The organism is Acidobacteriota bacterium, from assembly GCA_034211275.1.
Classification (GTDB): Bacteria; Acidobacteriota; Thermoanaerobaculia; order Multivoradales; family JAHZIX01; genus JAGQSE01.
On sequence record JAXHTF010000029.1, the window covers coordinates 1 to 21627 of the forward strand.

The window sequence follows — 21627 nt, forward strand, 5'->3', positions numbered from 1 at the left end:
GTTGTTGATCTTGTGAGCGCCGGTGTGGAGCAGGTCCTCGCGCTTCAGGAAGATGCGCGCGCCGCCCAGGTGCTGGGTCAGCCGATCCGCCCGGTAGAGGGGCGTCGGGCGGCCGGTGTAATCCCGCGCCAGCCCCGCCAGCCGGCGGCGAAAAGCGCGCTTGCCACGGATCTTGTCGTAGGCACGGGCCAGCTCCGCCAGCGGCCCCATGAGGGTCTCCGGCACGTAGCGCCCACCGTAGGGGCCGAAGCGGCCGGCCCGATCCGGCTGGCGGGTGAGATCCTGCAGATTCGCCCTGGTCATCGTCTTACCTCCGCGAACAATCGTTGCATGCGTTCTCCATCTTTGATTCCCGGGGCCGTCTCCACGCCGGAGCATATGTCGATACCGGCAGCGCCGCTGGCTTCCAGCGCCTGCCGCGCGTTGTCGGGACCGATGCCGCCGGCCACCAAGAAGGGCCGCGGCAGCTCCAACCCCGACAGGGTGCCATACTCCCAGCGCTCACCGGTACCCCCATAGTCCGGATGGCGGACGTCGAAGAGAAATCCCCAGACCTCCGGATAGGCCGCTAGCTGCTCCGGCTCCGGCGCCCCCGAGAGCCGAAAGACCTTGATCGCCCGCCGGCCCCAGGGCGCCAGGCGCTGCGGCTCTTCGTCACCGTGGAATTGCACCAGATCGAGGCCCACCGCCTCCGCCACCGCCTCCGGCCGGCCCGGCGGCGGATCGACGAAGACCCCCACCACTTGCGCCCGGCCGCGCACCGCCTCCGCCACCGGCAGCGCCTGCTCCGGAGTCAGATAGCGGGGGCTCCGGGGCCAGAAGTTGAGGCCCACGAGATCCGCTCCCAGCTCCACCGCCCGCTGGGCATCCTCGACGCGGGTGACACCGCAGATCTTCACCAGGCTCATCCGGCATCTCCCAGCAGCTCCCGCAGCTGTGCCGCCGGATCCTCCGCCAGCAGCAACGACTCCCCCACCAGGAAGGCTCGGAAGCCGGCCCGGTGGAGCCGCGCCACGTCGGCGCCGGAGGCGATGCCGCTCTCCGCCACCTTCAGCGCCCCCGCCGGCAGCCGCGGTGCCATGGCCTCGGAGTGGCCCAGATCCACGTCGAAGGTGCGCAGATCGCGGTTGTTGACCCCCACCAACTCCCAGGAAGCTCCCGCCAGCAGCTCCAGGTCCCCCTCGCCGTGGGTCTCCACCAGCGGCACCAATCCCAGCCGCCGGGCGGCGGCGGCGAGGGCGTGGAGGGTGTGACGATCGTAGAGGGCGGCGATGAGGAGCACCGCGTCCGCCCCCGCATTCGCCGCCCAGTGCAGCTGAATCGGATCCACCACGAAGTCCTTGGCGATGGCCGGCAGGCCGCTGGCCCGGCGGCAGCGCTCCAGCAGCTCATAGCCGCCGTGGAAGAAATCCGGTTCCACCACCACCGACAGCGCCGAGGCGCCGACGTCGCGGTAGGTGCGGGCCTGCTGCTCCGCATCGATCTTCCCCACCAGGGATCCCAGCCGCGGCGAACCCATCTTGACCTCGGCGATGATCGCCGGCCGACTCGGGCCTTGAGAGCTCTCGATCTGGGGGCTCTCGATCGGGGAGCTCTCGTGCAGCGCCCCCAGGAAGGCGTTGGAGGCTGGATCGAGCACCGCCGGTGCATTCCCTTCCGAAGCGGATGCCGCCGGCAAGCCTTGGACCCCGAGAGCCTCACCGCTCTCCGCCACCCGGCGGCGGCGACCTTCGACGATGCGCGCCAGCACCTCCGCCACCCGATCCGAGGCCAGAGGTAGCGCTGCGGCAGGGCCGGAGGATGCTGCGGAATCAACCATCGAAGCTCCTCAGCTCCTCCAACTTGGCGGCGGCGGCACCGGAATCGAGGGCTTCCCGCGCCGCTTCGACCCCGGCCGCCAGACTCTCCGCCTCGCCGCCGACATAGACCGCGGCGCCAGCGTTGAGCACGGTGATGTCCGCCAGCGGTCCGGCTTCCCCCGCCAGCACGCGCTGCAGCTGGCGGGCGTTGTGCTCCGGCTCGCCCCCCAGCAGATCGTCCGGCCGGGCGGTGGCGAGGCCGAAATCCGACGGGTGCACGTCGTAGATCCGCACCGTGCCGTCGCGCACCTCCGCCACCCGGGTCGAGCCGGTAGTGGTGATCTCGTCCAGACCCTCGCCGTGGACCACCAGGGCGTGCTCGCTGCCCAGCTCCACCAGCACCTGGGCCAGGCGGTCCACCAGCTCCGGGGCGTAGACCCCCAGAAGCTGGCGACGGGCGCCGGCGGGGTTGGTCAGGGGACCCAGGACGTTGAAGACGGTGCGCACCCCCAGGGCCTTGCGGATGGGCATCACCTGGGCCATGGCGGGGTGCAGCTTCGGGGCGAAGAGAAAGGCCAGGCCGATGGCCTCGAGGGCGGCCCCCGCCTGCTCCGGCGTCGCCTCCACCGGCACTCCGGCGGCGGCCAGGACGTCGGCGCTGCCGCAGCGGCTGGAGACCGAGCGGTTGCCGTGCTTGGCGATGGACACGCCGGCGGCGGCGGCCACCAGAGCGGCAGCGGTGGAGACATTGAAGGTACCCCGGCCGTCGCCGCCGGTGCCGCAGGTGTCCACCACCCGCGGCCGCTGGTGCGGAATGGCCAACACCCGCCGGCGCATGGCGGCGGCGGCACCGGCAATCTCCGGCGCCGACTCCCCCTTCATGCGCAGGGCCACCAGCAGCGCCGTCTTGTGCGCCTCGGCGAGCTCACCGTCCATCAGCCGGCCGAAGAGCTCCTCGGTCTCCTCGCGGCTGAGATCCCGGCGGTCCAGCAGGCGCTCCAGGGCTTGGGAAAACTCCATCATTAGACTCCTCTTCGGGCTCCTCTATCGGGCTCTTCTACCGCCCTCGTCGATCGCCTAGTCTCGTCGGCACAGAAGCGCAGGAAGTTGGCCAGCAGCTCCGGTCCGGTGGTGGTGAGGATCGATTCGGGATGGAATTGCACACCCCAATAGGGCAAGCGCCGGTGGCGCATCCCCATGAGCGAGCCATCGTCGCTCCAGGCCATGGCTTCGAGCTCCTCCGACAGACTTTCCTCCGGCACCTCCAGGCTGTGGTAGCGGGTGGCGGTGAAGGGATCCGGCAGGCCCGCAAAGGGACCGAGACCCCCGTGGCGCACCTCCGAGGTCTTGCCGTGCATCAGCCGCGGCGAGCGCTCCACCTTGGCGCCGAAGGCGATGCCCAAGGCCTGATGTCCCAGGCAGACCCCGAGGACGGGAATGGCCTCGTCCGCCTCCGTCTGGGCCTGCAGCAGCTCGATGCACACCCCCGCCTGCTCCGGCCGGCACGGCCCCGGCGAGAGCACGATCCCCGCCGGCCGCCGCGCCAACAGCGCCGCCACCGACTCGTGGTCGTTGCGCACCACCTCCACCCTTGGTGCCTCGATGGCGGGGACGCCCTCGGTCTCCAGATGGGCGGTCTGGAGCATCTGCACCAGGTTGTAGGTGAAGGAGTCGTAGTTGTCGATGACCAGGATCATGGGGTCTCGCCCTCTCCTTCTTCCGCGCCCGGGTCCTCGTCCGGATCCCCTTCCAGCTCCTCCGCCAGGGCCACCGCCGCCAGCAGCGCCGCGGCCTTGTTCTCCGTCTCCTGCTCTTCCTTCTCCGGCTGGGAGTCGGCGACGATGCCGGCGCCGGCGGTGACCGAGGTCTCCCCCCGGCGCACCACCAAGGTGCGGATGGTGATGCAGGTGTCGACATCGCCGGAGTAGGAGAAATAGCCCACGGCGCCGGCGTAAGGTCCCCGAGCCTCGGGCTCCAACTCGTCGATGATCTCCATGGCGCGGATCTTGGGAGCGCCGGAGACGGTGCCGGCGGGGAAACAGGCGAGGAGGGCGTCCAGGGCGTCCCGCCCCGGCTCCAGCTCCGCTTCCACGTCGGAGACCATGAGCATGACGTGGCTGTAGCGCTCCACCTCCATGAAGGTGCCCACCCGGACGGTGCCGGGACGCCCCACCCGTCCCAGGTCGTTGCGCCCCAAATCCACCAGCATGACGTGCTCCGCTCGCTCCTTGGGGTCCGTCAGCAGATCTTCCGCCAGGGCCTTGTCGCCATCGGCGTCGGCGCCCCGGGGGCGGGTACCGGCGATGGGCCGGGTCTCCACCTTCGGCCCCGTCTTGCGCACCAACATCTCCGGTGAGGCACCTACGAGAGCCACGTCCGGAGTTTCCAACAGCACCATGTAGGGGCTGGGATTGACCATGCGCAGGGCACGGTAGAGGGACAGAGGCTTCGGCGCCCGGGGCAGGGTGAAGCGCCGCGCCAGCACCACCTGGAAGATGTCGCCGGCGCCGATGTACTCCTTGGCCCGCTCCACCGCCGCGCGGAATTGGGCTCCGCCGAGGCTCGCCTGGACGCTGGCCTGAACCTCCGCCGCCCCCGGCCGCCGGGAGGGCACCGGCACCGCCCCGGAACCGCCGGAGCGGGTGAGCAGCCGCGCCATGGCCTCCAGCTGGCGCTCCGCCTCGCTCACCGAGACCTCCCCTTCGATCTCGTTGGCGATGGTCAGCACCCGCTGCTGAGCGTGATCGAAGACCATCAGGTCGTCCACCCGGGCGAGGAGTGCCACCGGCAGGTCGAAGGGATCCGCCGGCCGCGCCGGCAGCCGTTCCACCATGCGCACCAGGTCATAGCCGAAATAGCCCACGAAGCCGCCGGTGAAGGGCACCGGACTGGCCGCCCCCCGCACCGAGCCGAGCACCCGCCGCAGCGCCTCCAGGGGCTCCCCCGGGAGGTCGGTGCGGCGACCGGACCGCTCCACCTCCAGGCGATCCGGGTACAGGCGGTAGATCTCTCGCGGCGCCGCCCCGAGAAAACTGAAGCGGGAAACCTGCTCGCCGCCGGTGACGCTCTCGAAGAGGAATCGGGAGGACGAAGTGCGGGCGAGGCGTCGGTAGACCCCGAGGGGCGTCAGACTATCCGCCAGAAACTCCCGGGTGTGGGGCGTCGCCCGCCGGGGCGTGGAGTCGCTCATGAGCCTTCCCCCTGATGGCGCCGCCGCAGCTCCTCGGTCACCGCCCGGGCCGGGATGCCGCGGGCCAGGAGCAGCACCGAGAGGTGATAGAGCAGATCCGCCGCCTCCCCGACCAGCTCCTCGTCGTTGCCCCCACCGTCGTCGCCCTCACCGAGAGCGGCGATGACCGTCTCCACCGCCTCCTCCCCCACCTTCTGGGCCACCCGCGGCAACCCCTTGGCGAGCAGCCGGGCGGTGTAACTCTCCTCCGGGGACGCCTTCCGGCGCTCTTCCAGCACCTGCCGCAGCCAACCCAGCTCCAGCTCCACCGGATTGGGCTCGAAGCAGGTGCGGGTACCGCGATGGCAGGCGGGGCCAGCGGGATGGGCGCGCACCAGCAGCGTGTCGCGGTCGCAATCCGCCAAGACCTCCACCACCCGCAGCACATTGCCCGAGGTCTCCCCCTTGCGCCACAGCTTGCGGCGGGAGCGGCTCCAAAAATGCGCCTCGCCGGTCTCCAGAGTCTTGGCCACCGCCTCCCGATTGGCCCACGCCACCATCAGCACCGCACCGCCGGCGGCGTCCTGCACCACCACCGGCAGCAGGCCCCGGTCATCGTAGGTGAGGGAATCGGGATCCCGCACCGTTCCCGCCATCGTGCCCGATGGGTGCTCCGCAGTCTGTGTGCTCGTCTTCGAGCTTGCCCCCGGCCTGGCCTGGCTGGCCTGGCTGGCCTGGCTAGCGGAGCCATGGGAGGAATGGCGCATGGGATAGCCGTGCTCCTCCAGATACTCCTTGACCTGTCCTACGGTGTAGATCCCGTGATGGAAGATGGATGCCGCCAGCACCGCCGCCGAACCCGCCGCCAACGCCGCCTCCAGATGCTCCATCTTGCCGGCGCCGCCGGAGGCGATGACCGGCACCGTCACCGCCCGGGAAGCCGCCTCCAGCAGCGGCAGGTCATAACCCTGCTGCGTTCCGTCGCTGTCGATGCTCGTCAACAAGAGCTCTCCCGCCCCGAGCTCGACCCCGCGGCGAATCCACTCCAGCGCGTCGAGGCCGGTGCCCTGACGCCCCCCGTGGGTGACCACCTCCCAACCGTCCTCCGGGCTCGGCCCCCGCCGGCGGGCATCCACCGAGAGCACCACGCATTGACGGCCGAAGCGCTCCGCCAGGCGGCTCAACAGCTGCGGGTCGCGCACCGCGGCGGTGTTGATCCCCACCTTGTCCGCCCCCGCCAAGAGCAGCCGCCGGGCATCCTCCACGTCGCGTACACCGCCGCCCACGGTGAGGGGAATGAAGACCTGCTCGGCGCTGCGGCGGACCCAGTCCAGGTCCGTATCCCGGCGCTCCGGCGCCGCGCCGATGTCGAGGAAGACGATCTCGTCCGCCCCCTGCTCACCGTAGCGGCGGGCGATCTCCGCCGGATCTCCCTGGTCCGCCAGGTTCTGGAAGCGCACTCCCTTGACCACCCGGCCAGCGGAGACGTCGAGACAGGGGATGATGCGACGGGTCAGACCGCTGAGGGTGCCCTCCCAAGGACGTAGCGGGCTCATCAGGAGCCTCCCTCGGGGTCGTCCCCGCGGCAGACCGCTAACGCCTCCGCCAACTCCAGACGACCGTCGTAGAGCGCCCGCCCCACCACTGCACCGCCGATCTCCGGCCGCTGCCGCGCCCGGCGCAGATCGTTCAATCCTTCGACGCCGCCGGAGAGCAACGCCGGCAACCCGGTGAGGCGGCCGGCCTCGCAGGCCAGCTCCAGGTTGGCGCCACCGAGCTCGCCGTCCCGGGAGATGTCGGTGACCAGCACCGCCGGGCATGGCAGGCCGGCGAGACGCCGCGCCAGGGTCTCGAGATTCAGATCCGCGGTCTCGGTCCACCCCGCGACGCCGAGCTGGCCATCCTTGAGATCGATCCCCGGGACCAGCCGCCCCGGCAGCTCCTCCGCCAGGGCGGCGAAGAGATCGAAATCCCGTGCGAGCATGGAGCCCAGCACCAGCCGCCGGCAGCCCGCGTCCAGGGCCCGCAGCACGCCGTCCCGATCCCGCAGGCCGCCCCCCAGCTCGAGGCTCAGTCCCAGCGCTCCGGCAGCCTCCGCCAAGTCTTCGGTAAGGGCCCGCTGGGAGCCATCGCCAAAGGCGCCGTCGAGGTCCACCACGTGCACCCACCGCGCGCCGGCGGCGGCAAAGCTCTCCAACACGGCACGGGGATCCTGGCTATAGACGGTGCGCCGTGCGTCGTCCCCCTGGCGCAGCCGCACCACCTGCCCCCCGCGCAAGTCGATGGCCGGCAGCAGGTCGATGGAGCGCGCCGGAGGAGAGTCCGGAGCCATGGAATCAGCAGCTTCAGGAGGGGCCATGAGCCAGCTCCAAATAGTTGGCGAGAAGACGCAAACCGGCGTCGGCGCTCTTCTCGGGATGAAATTGAGTCCCCAGCACCCGTCCCCGACCCACCACCGCCGGGAAATCCCGACCGTGCCGGCAGCGGGCCAGCACCAGCTCCTCCGGCACGTCCTCCGGGGCATAGCTGTGGACGAAGTACAGAGCGGCTCCGTCGAGCCCCGCCACCAGCGGATGGTCCTGCACCTCCAGCAGCGGGTTCCAGCCGATGTGGGGCAGCGGCACGGTCTCCGGTAGCGGGCGGACGGTTCCGGGGATCAACCCCAGGCCGTCGGTGTCACCGAACTCGTTGCTGGAGTCGAAGAGCAGCTGATAGCCGACGCAGATGCCCAGCAGCCAGGCACCGTTCGCCAGAGCTTGCCCCAAGGCCTCCTCCAACGCCCCCCGCAGCCGCTCCCGCGGTGGCCGGAAAGCGCCGACGCCGGGCAAGAGCAAACATCGCGCCGCCGCCACCTCCTCCGCATCGACGGTAATCCGAGGAGTGGCACCCAAGTGTTGGATTGCCCGTGTCAGGTTGCCCAGATTGCCCACTCCTGGGTCGATGACGACGATTTCCTGCCCCTCAATCCCCCTCCGGGATGTTCCTTCCGAAGAGTTTTCAGAGCCGGGCGAAGAGGTCATGTCGACAAAGTCCCCTTGGTGCTGGGCACCGCATCCCCCCCGCGCAGGACCAGCGCCTGCCGCAAAGCCAGGGCCACCGCCTTGAAGGACGCCTCGGCGGCGTGGTGGCCGCTGCGGGCGTGAAACAGGTCCAAATGGAGGGTCAACCGGCCGCGGTCCGCGAAGGCCTGGAAAAAGTCCGCCACCAAGGTCAGGGGAAAGGTCTGGGTCACCCACACCTGCTCCAGCTCCGGCGGCACCCGCCAGGCGAAGAAGCCGCGCCCCGACAAATCCACAACCGCCCGCGCCAGGGCTTCGTCCAGCGGCGCATACGCATGAGCGAAGCGCACCACTCCGCGGCGATCTCCCAGGGCTTCCCGCAGCGCATCCCCAAGGGCGATGCCCACGTCCTCCACCGTATGGTGCAGGTCGATCTCGGTGTCGCCCTGGGCCTGCACCTTCAGCCCCAGCCCGCCCAGCGTCGACAGGGAGTCGAGCATGTGGGCGAAGAAGCCGTCGGGCACTTCGAGCACCCGCTCTCCGCCGTCGAGATCGAGGCTGAGACGAATCTGGGTCTCGGAGGTTGAGCGCTCCACTTGGGATCTGCGCGGTGCGGGAGTCGCCGTCGGGGCCGAGCTCATGACGCCGCCCCGCCGAGATCGCCGATTTCCGCCAAGGCCTTCTTCATCGCCCGCAGCGCGCCGCCGCCGCCCACGGTCACCCGCAGGCAACCCGCGAGCCCCGGGCCGGCGCTGACGTCCCGCACCAGGATGCGCCGCTCGGTGAGGCCGGCGAGGAGCCGCTTGGCCCGCGCCACGCCCTCATCCCCGGTGCCGCAGCGGATGAGCAAGAAATTGGTCTCGCTGGGCAACACTTCGAGCCCCGCCTCCTCGAGCATCTGCCGCCATTGGGGCCGCCGCTGGAGGATCGTGCGCACTGCCCGGTCGGAGAAGGACGGATCCTCCATCAGTGCCAGACCGGTGAGGATGCCCGCGTGCTCCAGGTTGTAGGGCAGCTTGACCTTGACCAGCTCCGACACCAGCTCCGGATCCGCCAGCACATAGCCGATGCGCATGCCGGCAACGCTCCAGGCCTTGGACAGGGTGCGGTAGATCAGCAGGTGGCGGTGGCGGTCGAGGAGCGGGCGGTAATCGTAGCGGGTGAAGCCGTGGTAGGCGTTGTCGAGCATCAGCGGCGCGTCCAGCCGCTGCAGTAGCTCGTCCACTTGCTCCACCGACAGGGCGTCGCCGACGGGGTTGTTGGGGGTGCACAGGATCACCGCCCGCTGGGGGTTGGCCTCTACCTCTTCCAGCATCCGCTCATAGGGGATGAGCAGATCCGGCCCCGCCTGCAGAAAGTGAGGCTTGGCGCCGGAGCGGGGCAGCAGCATGTTGTAGAGGCCGAAGCTCGGGGCGTGCCCCAGGACCTCGCTGCCGGCCTCGCACATGGCCTCCACCGAGATGCTGATGAGCTCGCTGGAGCCTCCCCCCACCAACACTCCCTCCCAAGGCCAATGGTCGAGCTTGCCCAAAGCTTTGCGGAGCTCGTCGGCGTTGAAATCCGGGTACGTGGCCCAGGATTCTTCCTTCAGTCGGCGCAGGACCCGTTCCTTGATCCGCCGGGGCAGATCCCACGGGACCTCGTTCTGATCCAGCTTGAAGTCCGCCTCCGCCTGGATCAGGTGATAGGCCTTGAGGCGCCGCAGCTCCGGCCGCACGAACCGCGCCGGGGACGTACCGCTATCCGTTCCGCTCATGATCGCATCCTCCTGCGGGCCGCCTCGGCGTGCGCCGGCAACCCTTCCGCATCCGCCAATACCGCCGCCGCCTCCGCCCAACGCTCCGCCGCCGAGGGCGAAAAACGTACCGTGTGGCTGCGGCGAATGAAATCCTCGACCCCTAGAGCCGAGCTGAACCGAGCGCTACCGCAGGTGGGCAGCACGTGACTGGGACCGGCGACATAATCGCCGAAGACCTCCGGCGTGGCAGCCCCCAGGAACACTGCTCCGGCGTGGGTCACCCGCGGCTCCAAAGCCTCCGCCTCCGGCCCTACCAGCTGCAGATGCTCTGGGGCGATGGCCTGGATCAAGGGCAGAGCCTCGTCCATCGACTCCACCACCAGAGCACAGCCAAAGCGGCGCAGGGAAGCCCGGGCGGTGTCGGCGGTAGCCAGGTCATCCAGCTGCTCCTCCACCGCTTTCGCCACCGCCTTGGCGAAACGCCGCCGGTCGGTGATCAGCACCGCCGCCGCCAGCGGATCGTGCTCCGCCTGAGCCAGCAGGTCCGCCGCCACCCACCGGGGGTCTGTGGCGGGATCGGTATCGCCATCGGCGGCGATGACCACCTCCGTCGGCCCTGCTAGCCCGTCGATGGCCACATCCCCCACCACCGTGCGCTTGGCAGCGGTGACCCAGGCATTGCCGGGACCGACGATCTTGTCTACCCGCGGCACCGACTCGGTGCCGTAAGCCAACGCCGCTACCGCGTGGGCGCCCCCCATGCCCCAGACCTCCCGCACTCCCAGCCGATCCAGGGTATATCGCAGCGCCGGCATGGCGCGATAGGCCCGTGGCGGAGTCACGGCGACGATCTCCTCGACCCCCGCCAGCTGCGCCGGCACCACCGTCATCACCGCCGTGGACGGATACGACGCCCGGCCACCGGGGATGTAGACCGCCACTCGCCGCAAAGCTCTCCGATGCTCCACCAGCTGGATGCCATCGTCCTGCGGATTCTCTTCCCCGGGCAAGGCGTAGCCCGGATGTACCTGGGGCCGATGAAAGGCCTCCACCGCCGCCACCGCCCGATCCAACGCCGTGGCGAAGCCCTCCGGCAGATCCCACGCTCCCCGATCCGACTCCGCGGGCGCCAGCTTCAAATCGGCGATTCCGCCTGCCTCCAAGCCGTCGTACTTCCTCACCGCCTCCAGCAGCGCCCCGTCGCCGCCCCGGCGCACCCGGGTGACGATGCGCTCCACCTTGCGCAGGGTCTTGCGATCCAAGACCAGCCGGCCGCGCCCCAAGAGGCGCTCCAGGCGCTTGCGGCCGCGCCGGGTGTGGGCCCCGTAAATCCTCAGCGAGCGTTTCACAACACCACCTCCGCGCTTTCCAACCGGGCGATGAGATCGTTGACCACCGCCCGATGCTGCTGGAAGGAAGCCCGGTTCACCACCAGGCAGTCGGCGACTTCCTTGACCGTCTCCAGCTCCACCAGATGATTCTCCTTCAGGGTGCGCCCGGTCTGGACGATATCGAGGGCGATATCCGCCAGATCCAACAGCGGCGCCAGCTCAATGGAGCCGCTGAGCTCGAGGATCTCCGCCCCCCAGGGCTGCTCCCGCAGGGCCCGGCGGGCGGTCTCCGGATACTTCGTCGCCAGGCGCACCTGACTGCCCGGCTGAGGCTGTGAGCCCGGCGGACCGATGAGGCAGAAGCGGGACCGGCCGGCCCGGAAGCGCAGCGGCACCAGCAGGTCCCCGCCCACTTCCTCCAACACGTCGCTGCCCACCACCCCCAGGTCGGCGACCCCATGCTCGACATAGCGCGGCACGTCCCAGCCTTTGATCAGGAGCAGCTCGAAGCCGTCCTCCGGACACGGCAGCAGCAGCTTGCGTTCACCGTTGTCGAGAGCCGAAAGAGAGAGCCCGGCGGCCCGCAGGGCCTCCACCACCGGCTGCTGATTGCGCCCCTTGGGCAACGCCAGACGAATCACGGCTCCCCCCCGTTGGCCCGCAGTAGCCGATCCACGGCGAGGAAGAAACCCACCGCCGGCACCCCCGCACCGAGGGTGCCGAAGAGCTGGTCATAGCGCCCGCCTCCGGCCAAAGCCTCCGAACCGGCACCGCCGTAGACCCGAAACAGCGACCCATCGTAATAGCTGCGGCGGCCGCGAGCCTCGGCGAGCTGGGGATCCCGCGTGGTGCCGGCGAACTCCGCCAGGTCGAGGATCAACTCCGTCTCGGGGAAGCGCTCCGCCAGATCCCGGCGCAGGCGGCCCAGAGTCTCGAGAGCGCCGGCTCCCGGTGCCCCCAGGTCACCAGGGTCCGCCGGCACTCCATTCTCCACCACCTGCAACAGCGCCGGGTGGGCCGCCCGCACCGGCTGCCGCTCCCGGCGCTCCACCGCCGCCGCCAGCTGACGCGCCGAAAGCCCCTGTTCCTGCCCTGCCAAGAGCAGCTCGTCGAGAGCCCCGGCGAAACCCAGCACCACTCGCAGATCCGACAGTCCCAGGTCCTGCAGCAGCTCCAGGCACAGCTCCAACATCTCCCGCTCCGCCTGCGCTCCGGGCACTCCTAGCAGCTCCGCCCCCATCTGATACGACTCCCGCTGCAGCCCCGGCCGGGTCTCCTGGTAGCGCACCACGTCGCCCCGGTAGAAGAAGCGCAACGGTAGCTCCAGCGCCGGCAACCTTGGAGCCAAGAGCCGCGCCAACATCGTGGTGAAATCCGCCCGCAACGCCAGCTGCTCGCCGTCGCGGTCGATGAAGCGGTAGAGCTCCGCGCGTCCGGCGGAAGTGAGCAGGGGCTCGTAGGGGTCCAGATAATCCAGGATGGGCAACAAGACTTCGGAGAATCCCGCCTCCTCCAGCCCCGATGCCAGGCGCGCCTCCAGCCGACGGCGATTCTGCGCCGCCTCGAAAAACAGCGCCGACACCCCCGCCGGCAAGGCCGCCGAAACCTTCATCGCCGCCTCCCCCGCGCTAACGGTTGATAATCATTTCGTCGCATGCAAAAAACCTCCTCCCGGTGCCGGGAGGAGGCTTCAAATAGTGCGACCGCTTAGCTCTGGCCCCGTCCCGGAATCGAGAGTACCGGGACCAGTCGCCCCGGCTTAGCTCAAACCATGATGATGCCAGCGCAGCCAGAGCGCAGGCGTGGACTCGTTCAGCGAGCTCGTCTTCGGGGCGGTCTTGCTCATAATTCTTCAACCCAGAGGGTTCTTGAGGATTACAGCAGCCCCCCCGAAACCTGTCAACCCCCCGTTCAGCTCATCCAACCGCCCAAAACCAACACTTGGGTCCCCCCTCCTGAAATCCAGCCAACACTTGGGTCCCAACTGCGGAATCTTCAGAAATCTCGCCCTTTTCTTCAAAAAGGTGAGCGATCCCTGCTCCTTTTGCCCTCTTGAACGGGTGAAGGAGATTTCATGAGAAAACCTATTCGATTCGTTCCTCCCGGCGGAGCCTTGGTCCTGGTCACCCATCGGTGCCTCCAGGCCCGCTTCCTACTCACCCCCAGCGGCCAGCTCAATCGGCTGGCCAAGGCCATCGTCGCCCGCGCCGCCAGGAGGGCTGGGGTGGAAGTGGTGGTTGTCCTCATCTTTGGCAACCACGTCCACCTCCTGCTCCGTGTCCGCGATGCCCATGCCATGGCTCAGTTCATGAGCTACTTCGCCGGCAACCTGGCCCGGGAAGCTGGCCGGATCCACCGCTGGTCCGGCAAGTTCTGGCACCGTCAGTACTCCTACTCGGTAGTAGCCGATGACGAAGAATCTCAAGTGCAGATTCTGCGCTACTTGCTCTCTCACGGATGCAAGGAGGATCTGGTCGCCAGCCCCCTCGAGTGGCCGGGCCTTCACCCCGCGTCGATGATCCTGGAAGGTCCCGTCCACCGTGGCATCTGGGTCAACCGCACGGCCCTATGCCGCGACCGCCACAACCGGCCGGCCTCTCCTCCCAAGGAGGAAGACTACGAGCAAGAGGAGATTCTCGAGCTGTCCCAGCTACCTTGCTGGGCGGTCTTGTCCTGGGAGGAGTACCAGAAGCGAGTTCAGGTCCTGGTGGATGAGATCGAAGAGGAGACCCGATCCAGGCACCGGAAAAACGGCACTCACCCCTTGGGCCGGAAGAAACTGCTCCGGCAGAACCCCCACGCAGCCCCCAAAAAGCCCAAGAAGGGCCCAGGACCCTTGATCATCGCGGCGTCCATGGCAGTCAAAGAAGCTTTCGAAGCAGCCTATCGACAAGTGGTTGCCGCCTACATGGCCGCCTCAGCCAAGCTCCGGGCCGGAGATCGACTCGTAACATTCCCAGAAGGCACGTTTCCACCAGCCCTGACCTTTGTCGAGCCAACCAACCGCCCGCGAGCTGGATGATCGGCTAGCCCGAGCCCGAAGACCTCCAAACTCAACACGACTCTGGATGGCTCATCGAGCATCTCAGGGAGAGGTGCGCCTCGAGGCTCACCCAGACGAGTTTCTGCTGTAGATCAGACTCAAATTCTCGAGGCCGAGCAACCCATTTGCCCAACGGACGAGCTCTCGCAGTCCATCTCGAAGGCCTTGTTTGGAGACGAAAAGCCGCCGACCCGGGCTCGAAACACCGACAATCCAACAAGTGGGTGCCTCTTCTTGCACTTCTTGCAGTAGCGAAGGCCAGGAATCACAACTTGGGTACCAACAGTTGATCGAGCCACGGGCTTGATGGACAATGAGCCCATCTGCCGCAGCTTTCCCATGTCCCAAACCTCTCAACCATCGCCCGACCGACCCGAGCCCGCCAAGCCGCCTCACGATCTGGCCATCGTGCTCTCCGGCGGCGGCGCTCGAGCGGCTTATCAGGTCGGCCTTCTTCGCGGCCTGGCCCGACGCTTTCCAAACGCCCGCTTCCCCATCATCACCGGTGTTTCCGCTGGAGCCATCAACGCCACGTTCCTCGCCTCTCACCCTGGGAGCCTGGAAGAAGCCGCCGACGAGCTCACTGCCATCTGGTCCGACCTCGAGCTAGAAGACGTCTTTCGGGTCGATTCCGCAGCCCTCAGCTCCAACTTTCTGCGCTGGGCCGGTCGCCTCACCTCCGGTGGGTCGGAGCACGCACCGAAGGTCCGAGGTCTGGTCGACACCGAACCTCTCCGCCAAACCCTCACGAGGGTCCTGCCCACCGTTGACGGCGAGATCATCGGCATCCGCCGCAACCTCGAAGCTGAACGTCTCCGGGCCATCGCCCTCACCACCATCGACTACGGTACCGGGCAGACGATTACCTGGGTCGAAGGTGCCCAAATCCAAACCTGGGAGCGCCCCAGTCGCCGCAGCCGCACAGCCCGCCTGGTGTTGGAGCACATCCTCGCGTCCTCCTCGCTACCGCTCCTCTTCCCCGCCGTGCGCCTCGCCGGCAGCTGGCACGGGGACGGCGGCATTCGCCTCACCGCTCCGCTGTCACCGGCGATCCATCTCGGCGCCTCGCGCATCCTGGTGATCTCCACGCGCTACCGGCGCTCCGTCGAGGATGCCGACCGCTCCTCCATCACCGGCTACCCACCGCCGGCGCAGATCCTGGGCAAGCTCCTCAACTCGGTCTTCCTCGATCTTGTCGACCAGGATGTCGCCCGCATGGAGAAGATGAACGAGCTCATCGGCCGGCTTCCTCCGAACAAGAGGGGCAGCTTTCGAATCATCGACTCGGTGGTGCTCCGGCCGTCGGAGGATCTCGGCCGCCTGGCCGCTGAATACGAGCCCGATCTGCCCTCCACCTTTCGCTTTCTCACCCGCAGCCTCGGCACCCGCCAAACGTCGAGCCCAGACTTCCTCAGCCTGCTCATGTTCCAGCCCTCCTACCTTCGTCGGCTGATGGAAATCGGTGAGCGAGACGCTGAGCAAGCCGGGGACCGCATCGGACTTCTCCTCGACAGCGGGGTTGCGACGCCCTAGATCCGACGCGTACACTAGGCTCGTCCGCCTCGCGGTCGCCCCACTTCCCAGCACTCGCTCTCGGAGGATCTCTCGATGAAGAAGATCGGCTACAACCAGCCCCTATTCGTCCAGCCCTTTGACCACCGCGGCAGCTTCCGCAAAAAATTCTTCCAGCTTTCCGGCGATCCCGTCGTCAGCGCCACCGAAGACCAGCGCAGCGCCATCGCGGAAGCCAAGATGCTCATCTACCGAGGCCTGCTCAAGGCCATCGACATGGGCGTGCCCAAGGATCAGGTCGGAGTCTTGGTCGACGCCGAATATGGCAACCAGGTGCTGGTGGATGCCGCGGCGACCGGGATTTGCCGTTCGATCTGTGTCGAGAAGTCCGGCCAGCCGGTTTTCGACTTCGAGTATGGCCCTCGCTGGCAGGACCATCTGCGCTTCTTCAAGCCCGAGATCGTCAAATGTCTGGTGCGCTATCACCCCGCCGACAACGCCCAGGAAAATCGGGAGCAGGCGACCCGTCTCAAAGAGCTCTCGGAGTACATCCACGACACCGAGGATCACTACATGATGTTCGAGCTCCTCGTGCCGGCGGTGACCGACGAGGAGAAGGCCATGGGCGAGCGCTATGACAAGGAAGTCCGGCCCCAGCGTATGGTCGAAGCCATCCACGAGCTGCAAGACTTCGGCGTCGAGCCGGACATCTGGAAGATCGAGGGATTGGAGACGCGGGAGCAGGCCCAAACGGTCTCCGCAGCGGTTCGCCGGGGCGACCATCGCCAGGATGTGGGCTGCATCCTCCTGGGGCGGGGCTCCGACACCGCCCAGGTGCACAAGTGGCTGCAGGTAGCGGCCCCCGTCGACGGCTTCATCGGCTTCGCCGTCGGCCGCACCAACTTCAGCGATGCGGTGAAGCGTTTCCTCGCCGATCCCTCTCAGGCGCAGAGCTGTGTCGACGAGATCGCCCGCAACTACAAAGGCTGCGTCGACGTCTGGAAGCAAGCTCAGAGCTGACGGAAAGGCTGCGGCTCCTAGCCCCTTGCGGGCAGCGATCTAGGAGATGAGCACCGGCCGCCGAGCTAGTTACCGACTTCCATGATCACCCGCCGCCGCTTCCACCGCCTGCGGGACATTCTCCTCCACCGTCAGCCGGACCTGACGGTGCTGATGGAGCATGTCCACAAGGCCCACAACTTCTCCGCCATCCTGCGAACGGGAGACGCTGTGGGCATTTTCGAGGCCCACGCAGTTCTTCTCGGCGGGCGGCTCCCCTCCGCCCGCCGCATGTCCGCCGCCGGTAGCGCCCGCTGGATCGGCATCCAAAGCCATCCGGACATCGAGACCGCAGCGACGGTCCTCAAGGACCGCGGCTTTCGCATCTACGCGGCTCATCTCTCCGACGCCGCCATCGACTTCCGCGAGCCCGACTACACCGCTCCCACCGCCTTCCTCCTGGGGCAAGAGAAGGATGGTGTCTCCGAGGAGGCCCGAGCGCTGGCAGATCAGGAAGTGATCATCCCCATGATCGGCATGGTCAGCAGCCTCAACGTCTCGGTGGCCGCCGCACTCCTTCTCTACGAGGCTCAACGGCAGCGACAGAATCAGGGCCTCTACAAGTCGTCTCGACTCGACGAGGGGATCTTCCGACGGACCCTCTTCGAGTGGGCCTATCCCCGCCAGGCCGCCCTTTGCCGCCAGCACCAGGTGCCCTACCCCGCTCTAGACGAAGACGGCAAGCTCCTCGGCCCTCTTCCGCGCTGAGCGGAAAGCCTTAACTTCAAGCGTTTCAGCCGGCAGGACCCACTTGTTGGTGCTTGTTGGCTCCTTCTTGGCCGAGGTCCCCAAAAAGGGGGACCCAAGTTCTGGTTCTGCTCTGGCTCACCTTCTGGTTGGATGCTGCTGTAGACCCCAGAAAGCCTCGAAAGAAGCCGGGCAAGGGCCGGGGACCAACAGGGAGGACCCAAGTGTTGATTCGGTGCGGGAATCGCCTCAGAACAAGCTCTGCTGCCTCTCCGCCGCCTCTCCCTCCGGCCCCCACCGCCGCAGATACTCCTTCAACTTGAGCTTGCTGCGGGTGCTCTTCGAGGTCATGTAGCGGATCTTGCCGAAGACTTCTCGCTCCGGACCCCACGCCCGGTCGTAGCGCCCCAGGACCCAGAAAATCCCGCTGTAGGAGTTGGGGTCCCGGCCGTCCAGGGCGTATTTGTTGTTGAGTTCGATCATGATGTCCAGTGCCGCTCGCGGGCTTTCCGACCAATGCAGGATCTTCTTGCCCCAGAGCATGCGCAGATAGTTGTGCATCCTGCCCGTCAACACCAGCTGCCGCTGCGCCGCGTTCCACAGCTCGTCGTGGGTCTCGGCGCGCTCCCACTCCTGCAGCGTGTAGACGTAGGGCCGCTCGTCGCCGGCGTGCTCCTCCAGGGTCCGAAGCGCCCAATCCGGCAACGACTCATAGCGGTCATACTCGTCGGTGCGCCAGCACATATTGAACCCCACCTCGCGCCAGGTGATGAGCTCGTCGAGGAAGGACTCCGTCGACTCCCCCGTCCCCCACCAGCCCGTCCGGCTGCCGCTGGTGCTATGGCCCAGCTTGGAGGGGTTCCAGCCCTCCCGCTCCATCACCTCGACAAAGGTCTGGTGCGCGCTCAGGTGACCGAAGTGGAGGTAGGGGGATAGCTCACTGGCCGCGTCGTCGTCGGGGTGATTGCGGCCCTCGCCATAGCGGTCCAACCGTTCCTCGAGGAAGCGCTCCAGAGTCTCCCGTGCCGCTTCGGCGCCCCCTCGGGCCGGTGCCACCGGCACCGAATGATCGATGGGCAGCTTCGCCAGCGCCCCTTCCGAGCCCGCCAGCAAGTCCTCCCCCGCCGCCGGCCAGCGCTCCAGAACCTTCTTCGGCAACGACTCCAGCGCCTCCAGGGCCTGTCCCTGCAGCGGATACGGGCGAGGAAAGGCACCCAAATGTTGAGGCAGCTCTTTCTGCAGATACCGGCGAAAGTCAAAGGCCCGGGAGAAGGTCTTGTCCGCCGCTCTCAAGGGCAGCAGACCGTTGCTGTCCACCGCCTCCAGCCGCACCTTCAGCTGCTGCCCCGCCGCTTGCACCATCCGTGGCAGGAAGAAGGCCGGATAGTCGTCCGTCACCACCACCGCTGCGGATTCCGCCAGCGCTGCCAGCAGCCCCTTGCCGGCTCCCTCTTCGGGCTCCACGTAAGGGTGGTAGAGCACCTTCGAATCCTCCAGCCGCCGCGCGTGCTCCGCCATGCCGTCGAGGACGAAGCGGTGCAGCCGGTCGCTGGCCCACGGGTAACCCACCCGCAGAGCCTCGAGGATCACCAGCGGCAGTCCCAGATCCCGCGCCTGCTCCACCGCCCACTGGAGGCCGAAATTCCACTCCAGCCGCCGGCTGGCGATCATCCAATAGAGCACAAAGGAGCCGCCCTGCCGCACCGGCTGCTCGTTGACCGCACGAATGCGGATTGAGGGGACCGAGTTAGATTCGCTCATAAGGATCGCAGCCTAGCCCTCCCAGGCGGACGGCACCGCGAGCTGTCGAGGGATCGGTTCAGAGGTCTTGTCGGAGGAATCCGAGCTCTCCGAAGGCCAAGGCAGAGCTCAATTCGCCGACGGCTCCATCCCCAGCCGCCGCAGCAGGTTCTGCAGCATCTTGGCGGTGATGCCCCAGATCTGCCGCGAGCCAACGTGGTAGACCCGCAGCATCCGTTCGTGGCCGTCCACCACCACCGGCCGATCCTCGATCAGCCGCGGATTGGCCAAAGCGGTGAGGGGCACGCGGAAGGTATCGGCGATCTCGTCCGGGTTGATGCGCAGCTGAAAGCCGCTGGGAATGCAACCGACGCAGGGCAGGACCCGAAACCCGGTGGTGGATTGGAGCTCGTCCAACTCTCCCAGCTGCAACACCGTCTCCGGGATCAGGCCGACCTCTTCCTGAGCTTCCCGCAGGGCCCCTTCCCAGGGCGTTTCGCCGGGCTCCAGGGTGCCGCCGGGAAAGGCGATCTGGCTGCGGTGTTTGGGCAATGCTTCAGCCCGGCGGGTGAGCAGCACCCATAGCTCACCGGCGTCGACGAAGAGGGGCACCAACACCGCCGCGGAACGGTCGCCGGTGGCCGCCAAGCGGCTCGGGGGCGGCGATGTCAGGCGGCCTCGCAGCTGGACGATCCAGCTCGAAGGAAGGTCGGCGGCGGCTTCTTGGACCTCGGGAACGAGGGGAGAATCAGGCTTAGAAGAATCGGTCACGGGTCACTCCCGAAGAGCGGCGTCAACGACATCGGCACCGGGCGCTCCGGAGTCTCGTCGAGACGCAGGGTCAACAGATAGAGATATTGCGGCGTGGAGGTCCACCACATGGCGTGGTGGCGATCCGGCTCGGCCAGCTCGAGAGCCACGTGGAAGGTGCCGTTGGGCTCGAAGCGCATCTCCCCCACCTCGGCGCCGTCGACGGTGAGGGCGGTGGTGGCCGGCGGCGCGAGGGTCAGCTCCAGCCCCCGCAGCACTGTCGGGCTCCCCACCAGCAAGCGGCTCTGAGTGCCACCGAGGATTCGCAGGCGCCCGTCCTGGGGCCAGATCGTCGGATCCGGAAAACGCAACCAGATCCCGCCGTAGGAAATATCCTCGGAAGCTCGCGGCAGATGGCTTTGGCTGGTTTCGTAGGGCAGATAGCTGCGAGCCAGCGTGTTCACATGGTGGTACCCACCTTCTGCCCGCACCGGATAGGCCCAGGGCTGGCTCCAGGTCGGCAACATCAGCGGCGCCGCCAACGCCGCCGCCAGCAGCGCCCAGCGCCCGCGAAGCTCCCGATGACCACCGAACCACAGCGCCGGAAAGAGCGGCAGGAAGTAGCGGTTGGCGATGGCACCGGCGCCGCCATAGAAATTGAACGGCCGAAAGATCAGGAACGCCGCCATGGACACCAGCACCGCCGCCAGCAACCAGCTGCGCTGCCGCGTCCAGCCGCCCGCCAGCAGTCCGAGGAAGAGCGGCAGGAAGTAGGGCAGCACTCCCACATTGGCGCCGGCGAGAGCATAGAGGGCATTCCAACCGAGTAGCTTGGGGTCCGTCTCGACCTCGAAGAGATCCTCGTGCAGCCACGAGGTGTTGCCCCAGCGCTCCACGGATTCATCCCAGCCGCCGGCGGGAAAGTCCACCTCCGGGAAGCCCGTGCGCTGGTAGAAGCCCTGGCGCTCGCCGCCGTAGCTCGACCAGCTGCCGCCGCTGACCCACTGCACTCCGGCGGTGAGGGCCAGCACCGCCAGCGCCGGCACCAGGATCAAGGTGCGAGCCCGTAGAGCGTGCCGCGGCGGCACCATCATCAGCGCCGGCAGCAGCAGAGTCAGATAGAACGGCCGAAAGGCCCCGGGAATCGCCAGCAGCACCCCCACCGCCAGCCAGCGCAGTGCGAAGCGCGAGTCCGGCCGCTCCTCCGGATCCTGGTCGAAGATCTCCGGCATCGCCCCCCGTACCGGCGTCACCGACCCGGTGGCGAGGGCGAAGCCGGCAGCGGTGGCGCACATCAGGAAGAGGTCGGCATGGCTCCAGAAGGTGTAGGCGAAGGCCACCGAGGCGAAGACCCACACCGCCACCCACACCGGCCCCCCAGCCCCTTGGAGGCGCTCCAAAGACCGCGCCGCCATCAGCGCCGCCAGCGCTAACAACAGGGCGTTGATCACCGCCGGCCCCTTCTCCGGCGCCACCCGCACCGCCGGCGCCAGGGCCAGGGCGTAGAGGAAAGGCTTGCTGTAGACCATATGCCCACCGTCGTCCCGGCTCTGTAGGATCAGGCCCTCCGGCGGCTGACCGTGAAGCTCGACGAAGCGGTCGTAGTCTTCCCGCGAGTAGCGCAGATCGAGGTCGTAGGCCAGGCTTTCCGCCTGCATCAGGTAGGTCGCTTCATCCCCCACCAGCCCCGGCCATTGAGAGCGGTCGAAGAGCACCGCCGCCACCAGATTGGCGGTCAGCAGCAGGCCTAGAAAGGACCAGGCAGCGATGCGGGAAGAGCGGTAGGTGGACATGGAGAGT

21 protein-coding genes and 1 pseudogene are annotated in these 21627 nt (G+C 67.8%); 4 read left to right on the top strand and 18 right to left on the bottom strand.

The window, feature by feature from the left end; all coding sequences use genetic code 11:
• From SX243_07260 to SX243_07330, 15 genes and pseudogenes are all read right to left on the bottom strand, one after another.
• Window positions 1–303 (bottom strand): tryptophan synthase subunit beta (locus SX243_07260; GenBank protein ID MDY7092753.1); only part of this gene is annotated, 303 nt, incomplete at its 3' end.
• Window positions 300–908 (bottom strand): phosphoribosylanthranilate isomerase, encoded by a 609-nt coding sequence (locus tag SX243_07265; GenBank protein MDY7092754.1) that lies wholly within the window; start codon window positions 906–908, stop codon window positions 300–302. The genes SX243_07265 and SX243_07260, both read right to left, overlap by 4 nt.
• Complete coding sequence (locus SX243_07270) at window positions 905–1819, bottom strand: indole-3-glycerol phosphate synthase TrpC (protein ID MDY7092755.1); 915 nt, start codon at window positions 1817–1819, stop codon at window positions 905–907. The genes SX243_07265 and SX243_07270 overlap by 4 nt, the downstream gene beginning before the upstream one ends.
• Window positions 1812–2819 carry an anthranilate phosphoribosyltransferase gene (gene trpD / locus SX243_07275; protein ID MDY7092756.1) on the bottom strand — a complete coding sequence of 336 codons (1008 nt, stop codon included), beginning with the start codon at window positions 2817–2819 and terminating at the stop codon, window positions 1812–1814. Before trpD ends, SX243_07270 begins: the two co-directional genes overlap by 8 nt.
• 2 nt (window positions 2820–2821) lie before the next feature.
• Entirely contained in the window at window positions 2822–3496 is a 675-nt protein-coding gene (locus SX243_07280; GenBank protein MDY7092757.1) for an aminodeoxychorismate/anthranilate synthase component II, read from the bottom strand.
• Complete coding sequence (trpE, locus tag SX243_07285; GenBank protein MDY7092758.1) at window positions 3493–4989, bottom strand: anthranilate synthase component I; 1497 nt, start codon at window positions 4987–4989, stop codon at window positions 3493–3495. Before trpE ends, SX243_07280 begins: the two co-directional genes overlap by 4 nt.
• Window positions 4986–5735, bottom strand: a complete 750-nt coding sequence (gene hisIE / locus SX243_07290) for a bifunctional phosphoribosyl-AMP cyclohydrolase/phosphoribosyl-ATP diphosphatase HisIE (GenBank protein ID MDY7092759.1) — start codon at window positions 5733–5735, stop codon at window positions 4986–4988. Before hisIE ends, trpE begins: the two co-directional genes overlap by 4 nt.
• Window positions 5730–6524: pseudogene (gene hisF / locus SX243_07295) on the bottom strand (imidazole glycerol phosphate synthase subunit HisF). Before hisF ends, hisIE begins: the two are co-directional and overlap by 6 nt.
• Window positions 6524–7327: a HisA/HisF-related TIM barrel protein gene (locus SX243_07300; protein ID MDY7092760.1), complete on the bottom strand. Its 804-nt coding sequence runs from the start codon at window positions 7325–7327 to the stop codon at window positions 6524–6526. Before SX243_07300 ends, hisF begins: the two are co-directional and overlap by 1 nt.
• Window positions 7314–7988, bottom strand: coding sequence for an imidazole glycerol phosphate synthase subunit HisH (gene hisH, locus SX243_07305; protein ID MDY7092761.1), 675 nt, complete (start codon window positions 7986–7988; stop codon window positions 7314–7316). Before hisH ends, SX243_07300 begins: the two co-directional genes overlap by 14 nt.
• Complete coding sequence (locus SX243_07310; GenBank protein MDY7092762.1) at window positions 7985–8563, bottom strand: imidazoleglycerol-phosphate dehydratase; 579 nt, start codon at window positions 8561–8563, stop codon at window positions 7985–7987. Before SX243_07310 ends, hisH begins: the two co-directional genes overlap by 4 nt.
• A gap of 41 nt (window positions 8564–8604) precedes the next feature.
• Window positions 8605–9723: a histidinol-phosphate transaminase gene (locus SX243_07315; protein ID MDY7092763.1), complete on the bottom strand. Its 1119-nt coding sequence runs from the start codon at window positions 9721–9723 to the stop codon at window positions 8605–8607.
• Window positions 9720–11054: a histidinol dehydrogenase gene (gene hisD, locus SX243_07320; protein ID MDY7092764.1), complete on the bottom strand. Its 1335-nt coding sequence runs from the start codon at window positions 11052–11054 to the stop codon at window positions 9720–9722. Before hisD ends, SX243_07315 begins: the two co-directional genes overlap by 4 nt.
• A complete protein-coding gene (gene hisG / locus SX243_07325; protein ID MDY7092765.1) occupies window positions 11051–11677 on the bottom strand; it encodes an ATP phosphoribosyltransferase in 627 nt (208 codons plus the stop codon). The genes hisD and hisG overlap by 4 nt, the downstream gene beginning before the upstream one ends.
• Window positions 11674–12648: an ATP phosphoribosyltransferase regulatory subunit gene (locus tag SX243_07330; GenBank protein MDY7092766.1), complete on the bottom strand. Its 975-nt coding sequence runs from the start codon at window positions 12646–12648 to the stop codon at window positions 11674–11676. Before SX243_07330 ends, hisG begins: the two co-directional genes overlap by 4 nt.
• A gap of 462 nt (window positions 12649–13110) precedes the next feature.
• On the opposite strand from SX243_07330, the gene SX243_07335 reads away from it, so the two are divergent.
• The 4 genes from SX243_07335 to trmH all read left to right on the top strand — a co-directional run bounded on the left by SX243_07335 (window position 13111) and on the right by trmH (window position 17358).
• On the top strand, window positions 13111–14058 hold the full coding sequence (locus tag SX243_07335; protein ID MDY7092767.1) for a transposase: 948 nt from the start codon (window positions 13111–13113) through the stop codon (window positions 14056–14058).
• 360 nt (window positions 14059–14418) lie between these two features.
• A complete protein-coding gene (locus SX243_07340) occupies window positions 14419–15612 on the top strand; it encodes a patatin-like phospholipase family protein (protein MDY7092768.1) in 1194 nt (397 codons plus the stop codon).
• 75 nt (window positions 15613–15687) lie between these two features.
• The gene (locus tag SX243_07345; protein MDY7092769.1) at window positions 15688–16611 is read left to right on the top strand and encodes a DUF2090 domain-containing protein; all 924 of its coding nucleotides are present in this window, start codon (window positions 15688–15690) and stop codon (window positions 16609–16611) included.
• 81 nt (window positions 16612–16692) lie between these two features.
• Window positions 16693–17358, top strand: a complete 666-nt coding sequence (gene trmH / locus SX243_07350; protein ID MDY7092770.1) for a tRNA (guanosine(18)-2'-O)-methyltransferase TrmH — start codon at window positions 16693–16695, stop codon at window positions 17356–17358.
• A 228-nt stretch (window positions 17359–17586) separates the two neighbouring features.
• Here trmH and SX243_07355 read toward each other — a convergent pair whose 3' ends face one another.
• From SX243_07355 to SX243_07365, 3 genes are all read right to left on the bottom strand, one after another.
• Window positions 17587–19098: a deoxyribodipyrimidine photolyase gene (locus tag SX243_07355; protein ID MDY7092771.1), complete on the bottom strand. Its 1512-nt coding sequence runs from the start codon at window positions 19096–19098 to the stop codon at window positions 17587–17589.
• A gap of 108 nt (window positions 19099–19206) precedes the next feature.
• The gene (locus tag SX243_07360; GenBank protein ID MDY7092772.1) at window positions 19207–19848 is read right to left on the bottom strand and encodes a CoA pyrophosphatase; all 642 of its coding nucleotides are present in this window, start codon (window positions 19846–19848) and stop codon (window positions 19207–19209) included.
• Entirely contained in the window at window positions 19845–21620 is a 1776-nt protein-coding gene (locus tag SX243_07365; protein ID MDY7092773.1) for a hypothetical protein, read from the bottom strand. Before SX243_07365 ends, SX243_07360 begins: the two co-directional genes overlap by 4 nt.
• Between the last annotated feature and the right edge of the window lie 7 nt (window positions 21621–21627).

What these genes read in the sequence shown, in the direction of transcription:
- SX243_07340 (MDY7092768.1), top strand. Translation starts at nt 14,419, where the DNA reads ATGTCCCAAACCTCTCAACCATCGCCCGACCGACCCGAGCCCGCCAAG.
- SX243_07345 (MDY7092769.1), top strand. Translation starts at nt 15,688, where the DNA reads ATGAAGAAGATCGGCTACAACCAGCCCCTATTCGTCCAGCCCTTTGAC.
- SX243_07330 (MDY7092766.1), bottom strand. Translation starts at nt 12,648, where the DNA reads ATGAAGGTTTCGGCGGCCTTGCCGGCGGGGGTGTCGGCGCTGTTTTTC.
- SX243_07355 (MDY7092771.1), bottom strand. Translation starts at nt 19,098, where the DNA reads ATGAGCGAATCTAACTCGGTCCCCTCAATCCGCATTCGTGCGGTCAAC.
- trmH (MDY7092770.1), top strand. Translation starts at nt 16,693, where the DNA reads ATGATCACCCGCCGCCGCTTCCACCGCCTGCGGGACATTCTCCTCCAC.
- SX243_07335 (MDY7092767.1), top strand. Translation starts at nt 13,111, where the DNA reads ATGAGAAAACCTATTCGATTCGTTCCTCCCGGCGGAGCCTTGGTCCTG.
- SX243_07270 (MDY7092755.1), bottom strand. Translation starts at nt 1,819, where the DNA reads ATGGTTGATTCCGCAGCATCCTCCGGCCCTGCCGCAGCGCTACCTCTG.
- hisH (MDY7092761.1), bottom strand. Translation starts at nt 7,988, where the DNA reads ATGACCTCTTCGCCCGGCTCTGAAAACTCTTCGGAAGGAACATCCCGG.
- hisIE (MDY7092759.1), bottom strand. Translation starts at nt 5,735, where the DNA reads ATGCGCCATTCCTCCCATGGCTCCGCTAGCCAGGCCAGCCAGGCCAGC.
- SX243_07365 (MDY7092773.1), bottom strand. Translation starts at nt 21,620, where the DNA reads ATGTCCACCTACCGCTCTTCCCGCATCGCTGCCTGGTCCTTTCTAGGC.
- trpE (MDY7092758.1), bottom strand. Translation starts at nt 4,989, where the DNA reads ATGAGCGACTCCACGCCCCGGCGGGCGACGCCCCACACCCGGGAGTTT.
- SX243_07265 (MDY7092754.1), bottom strand. Translation starts at nt 908, where the DNA reads ATGAGCCTGGTGAAGATCTGCGGTGTCACCCGCGTCGAGGATGCCCAG.
- SX243_07280 (MDY7092757.1), bottom strand. Translation starts at nt 3,496, where the DNA reads ATGATCCTGGTCATCGACAACTACGACTCCTTCACCTACAACCTGGTG.
- SX243_07300 (MDY7092760.1), bottom strand. Translation starts at nt 7,327, where the DNA reads ATGGCCCCTCCTGAAGCTGCTGATTCCATGGCTCCGGACTCTCCTCCG.
- SX243_07315 (MDY7092763.1), bottom strand. Translation starts at nt 9,723, where the DNA reads ATGAGCGGAACGGATAGCGGTACGTCCCCGGCGCGGTTCGTGCGGCCG.
- trpD (MDY7092756.1), bottom strand. Translation starts at nt 2,819, where the DNA reads ATGGAGTTTTCCCAAGCCCTGGAGCGCCTGCTGGACCGCCGGGATCTC.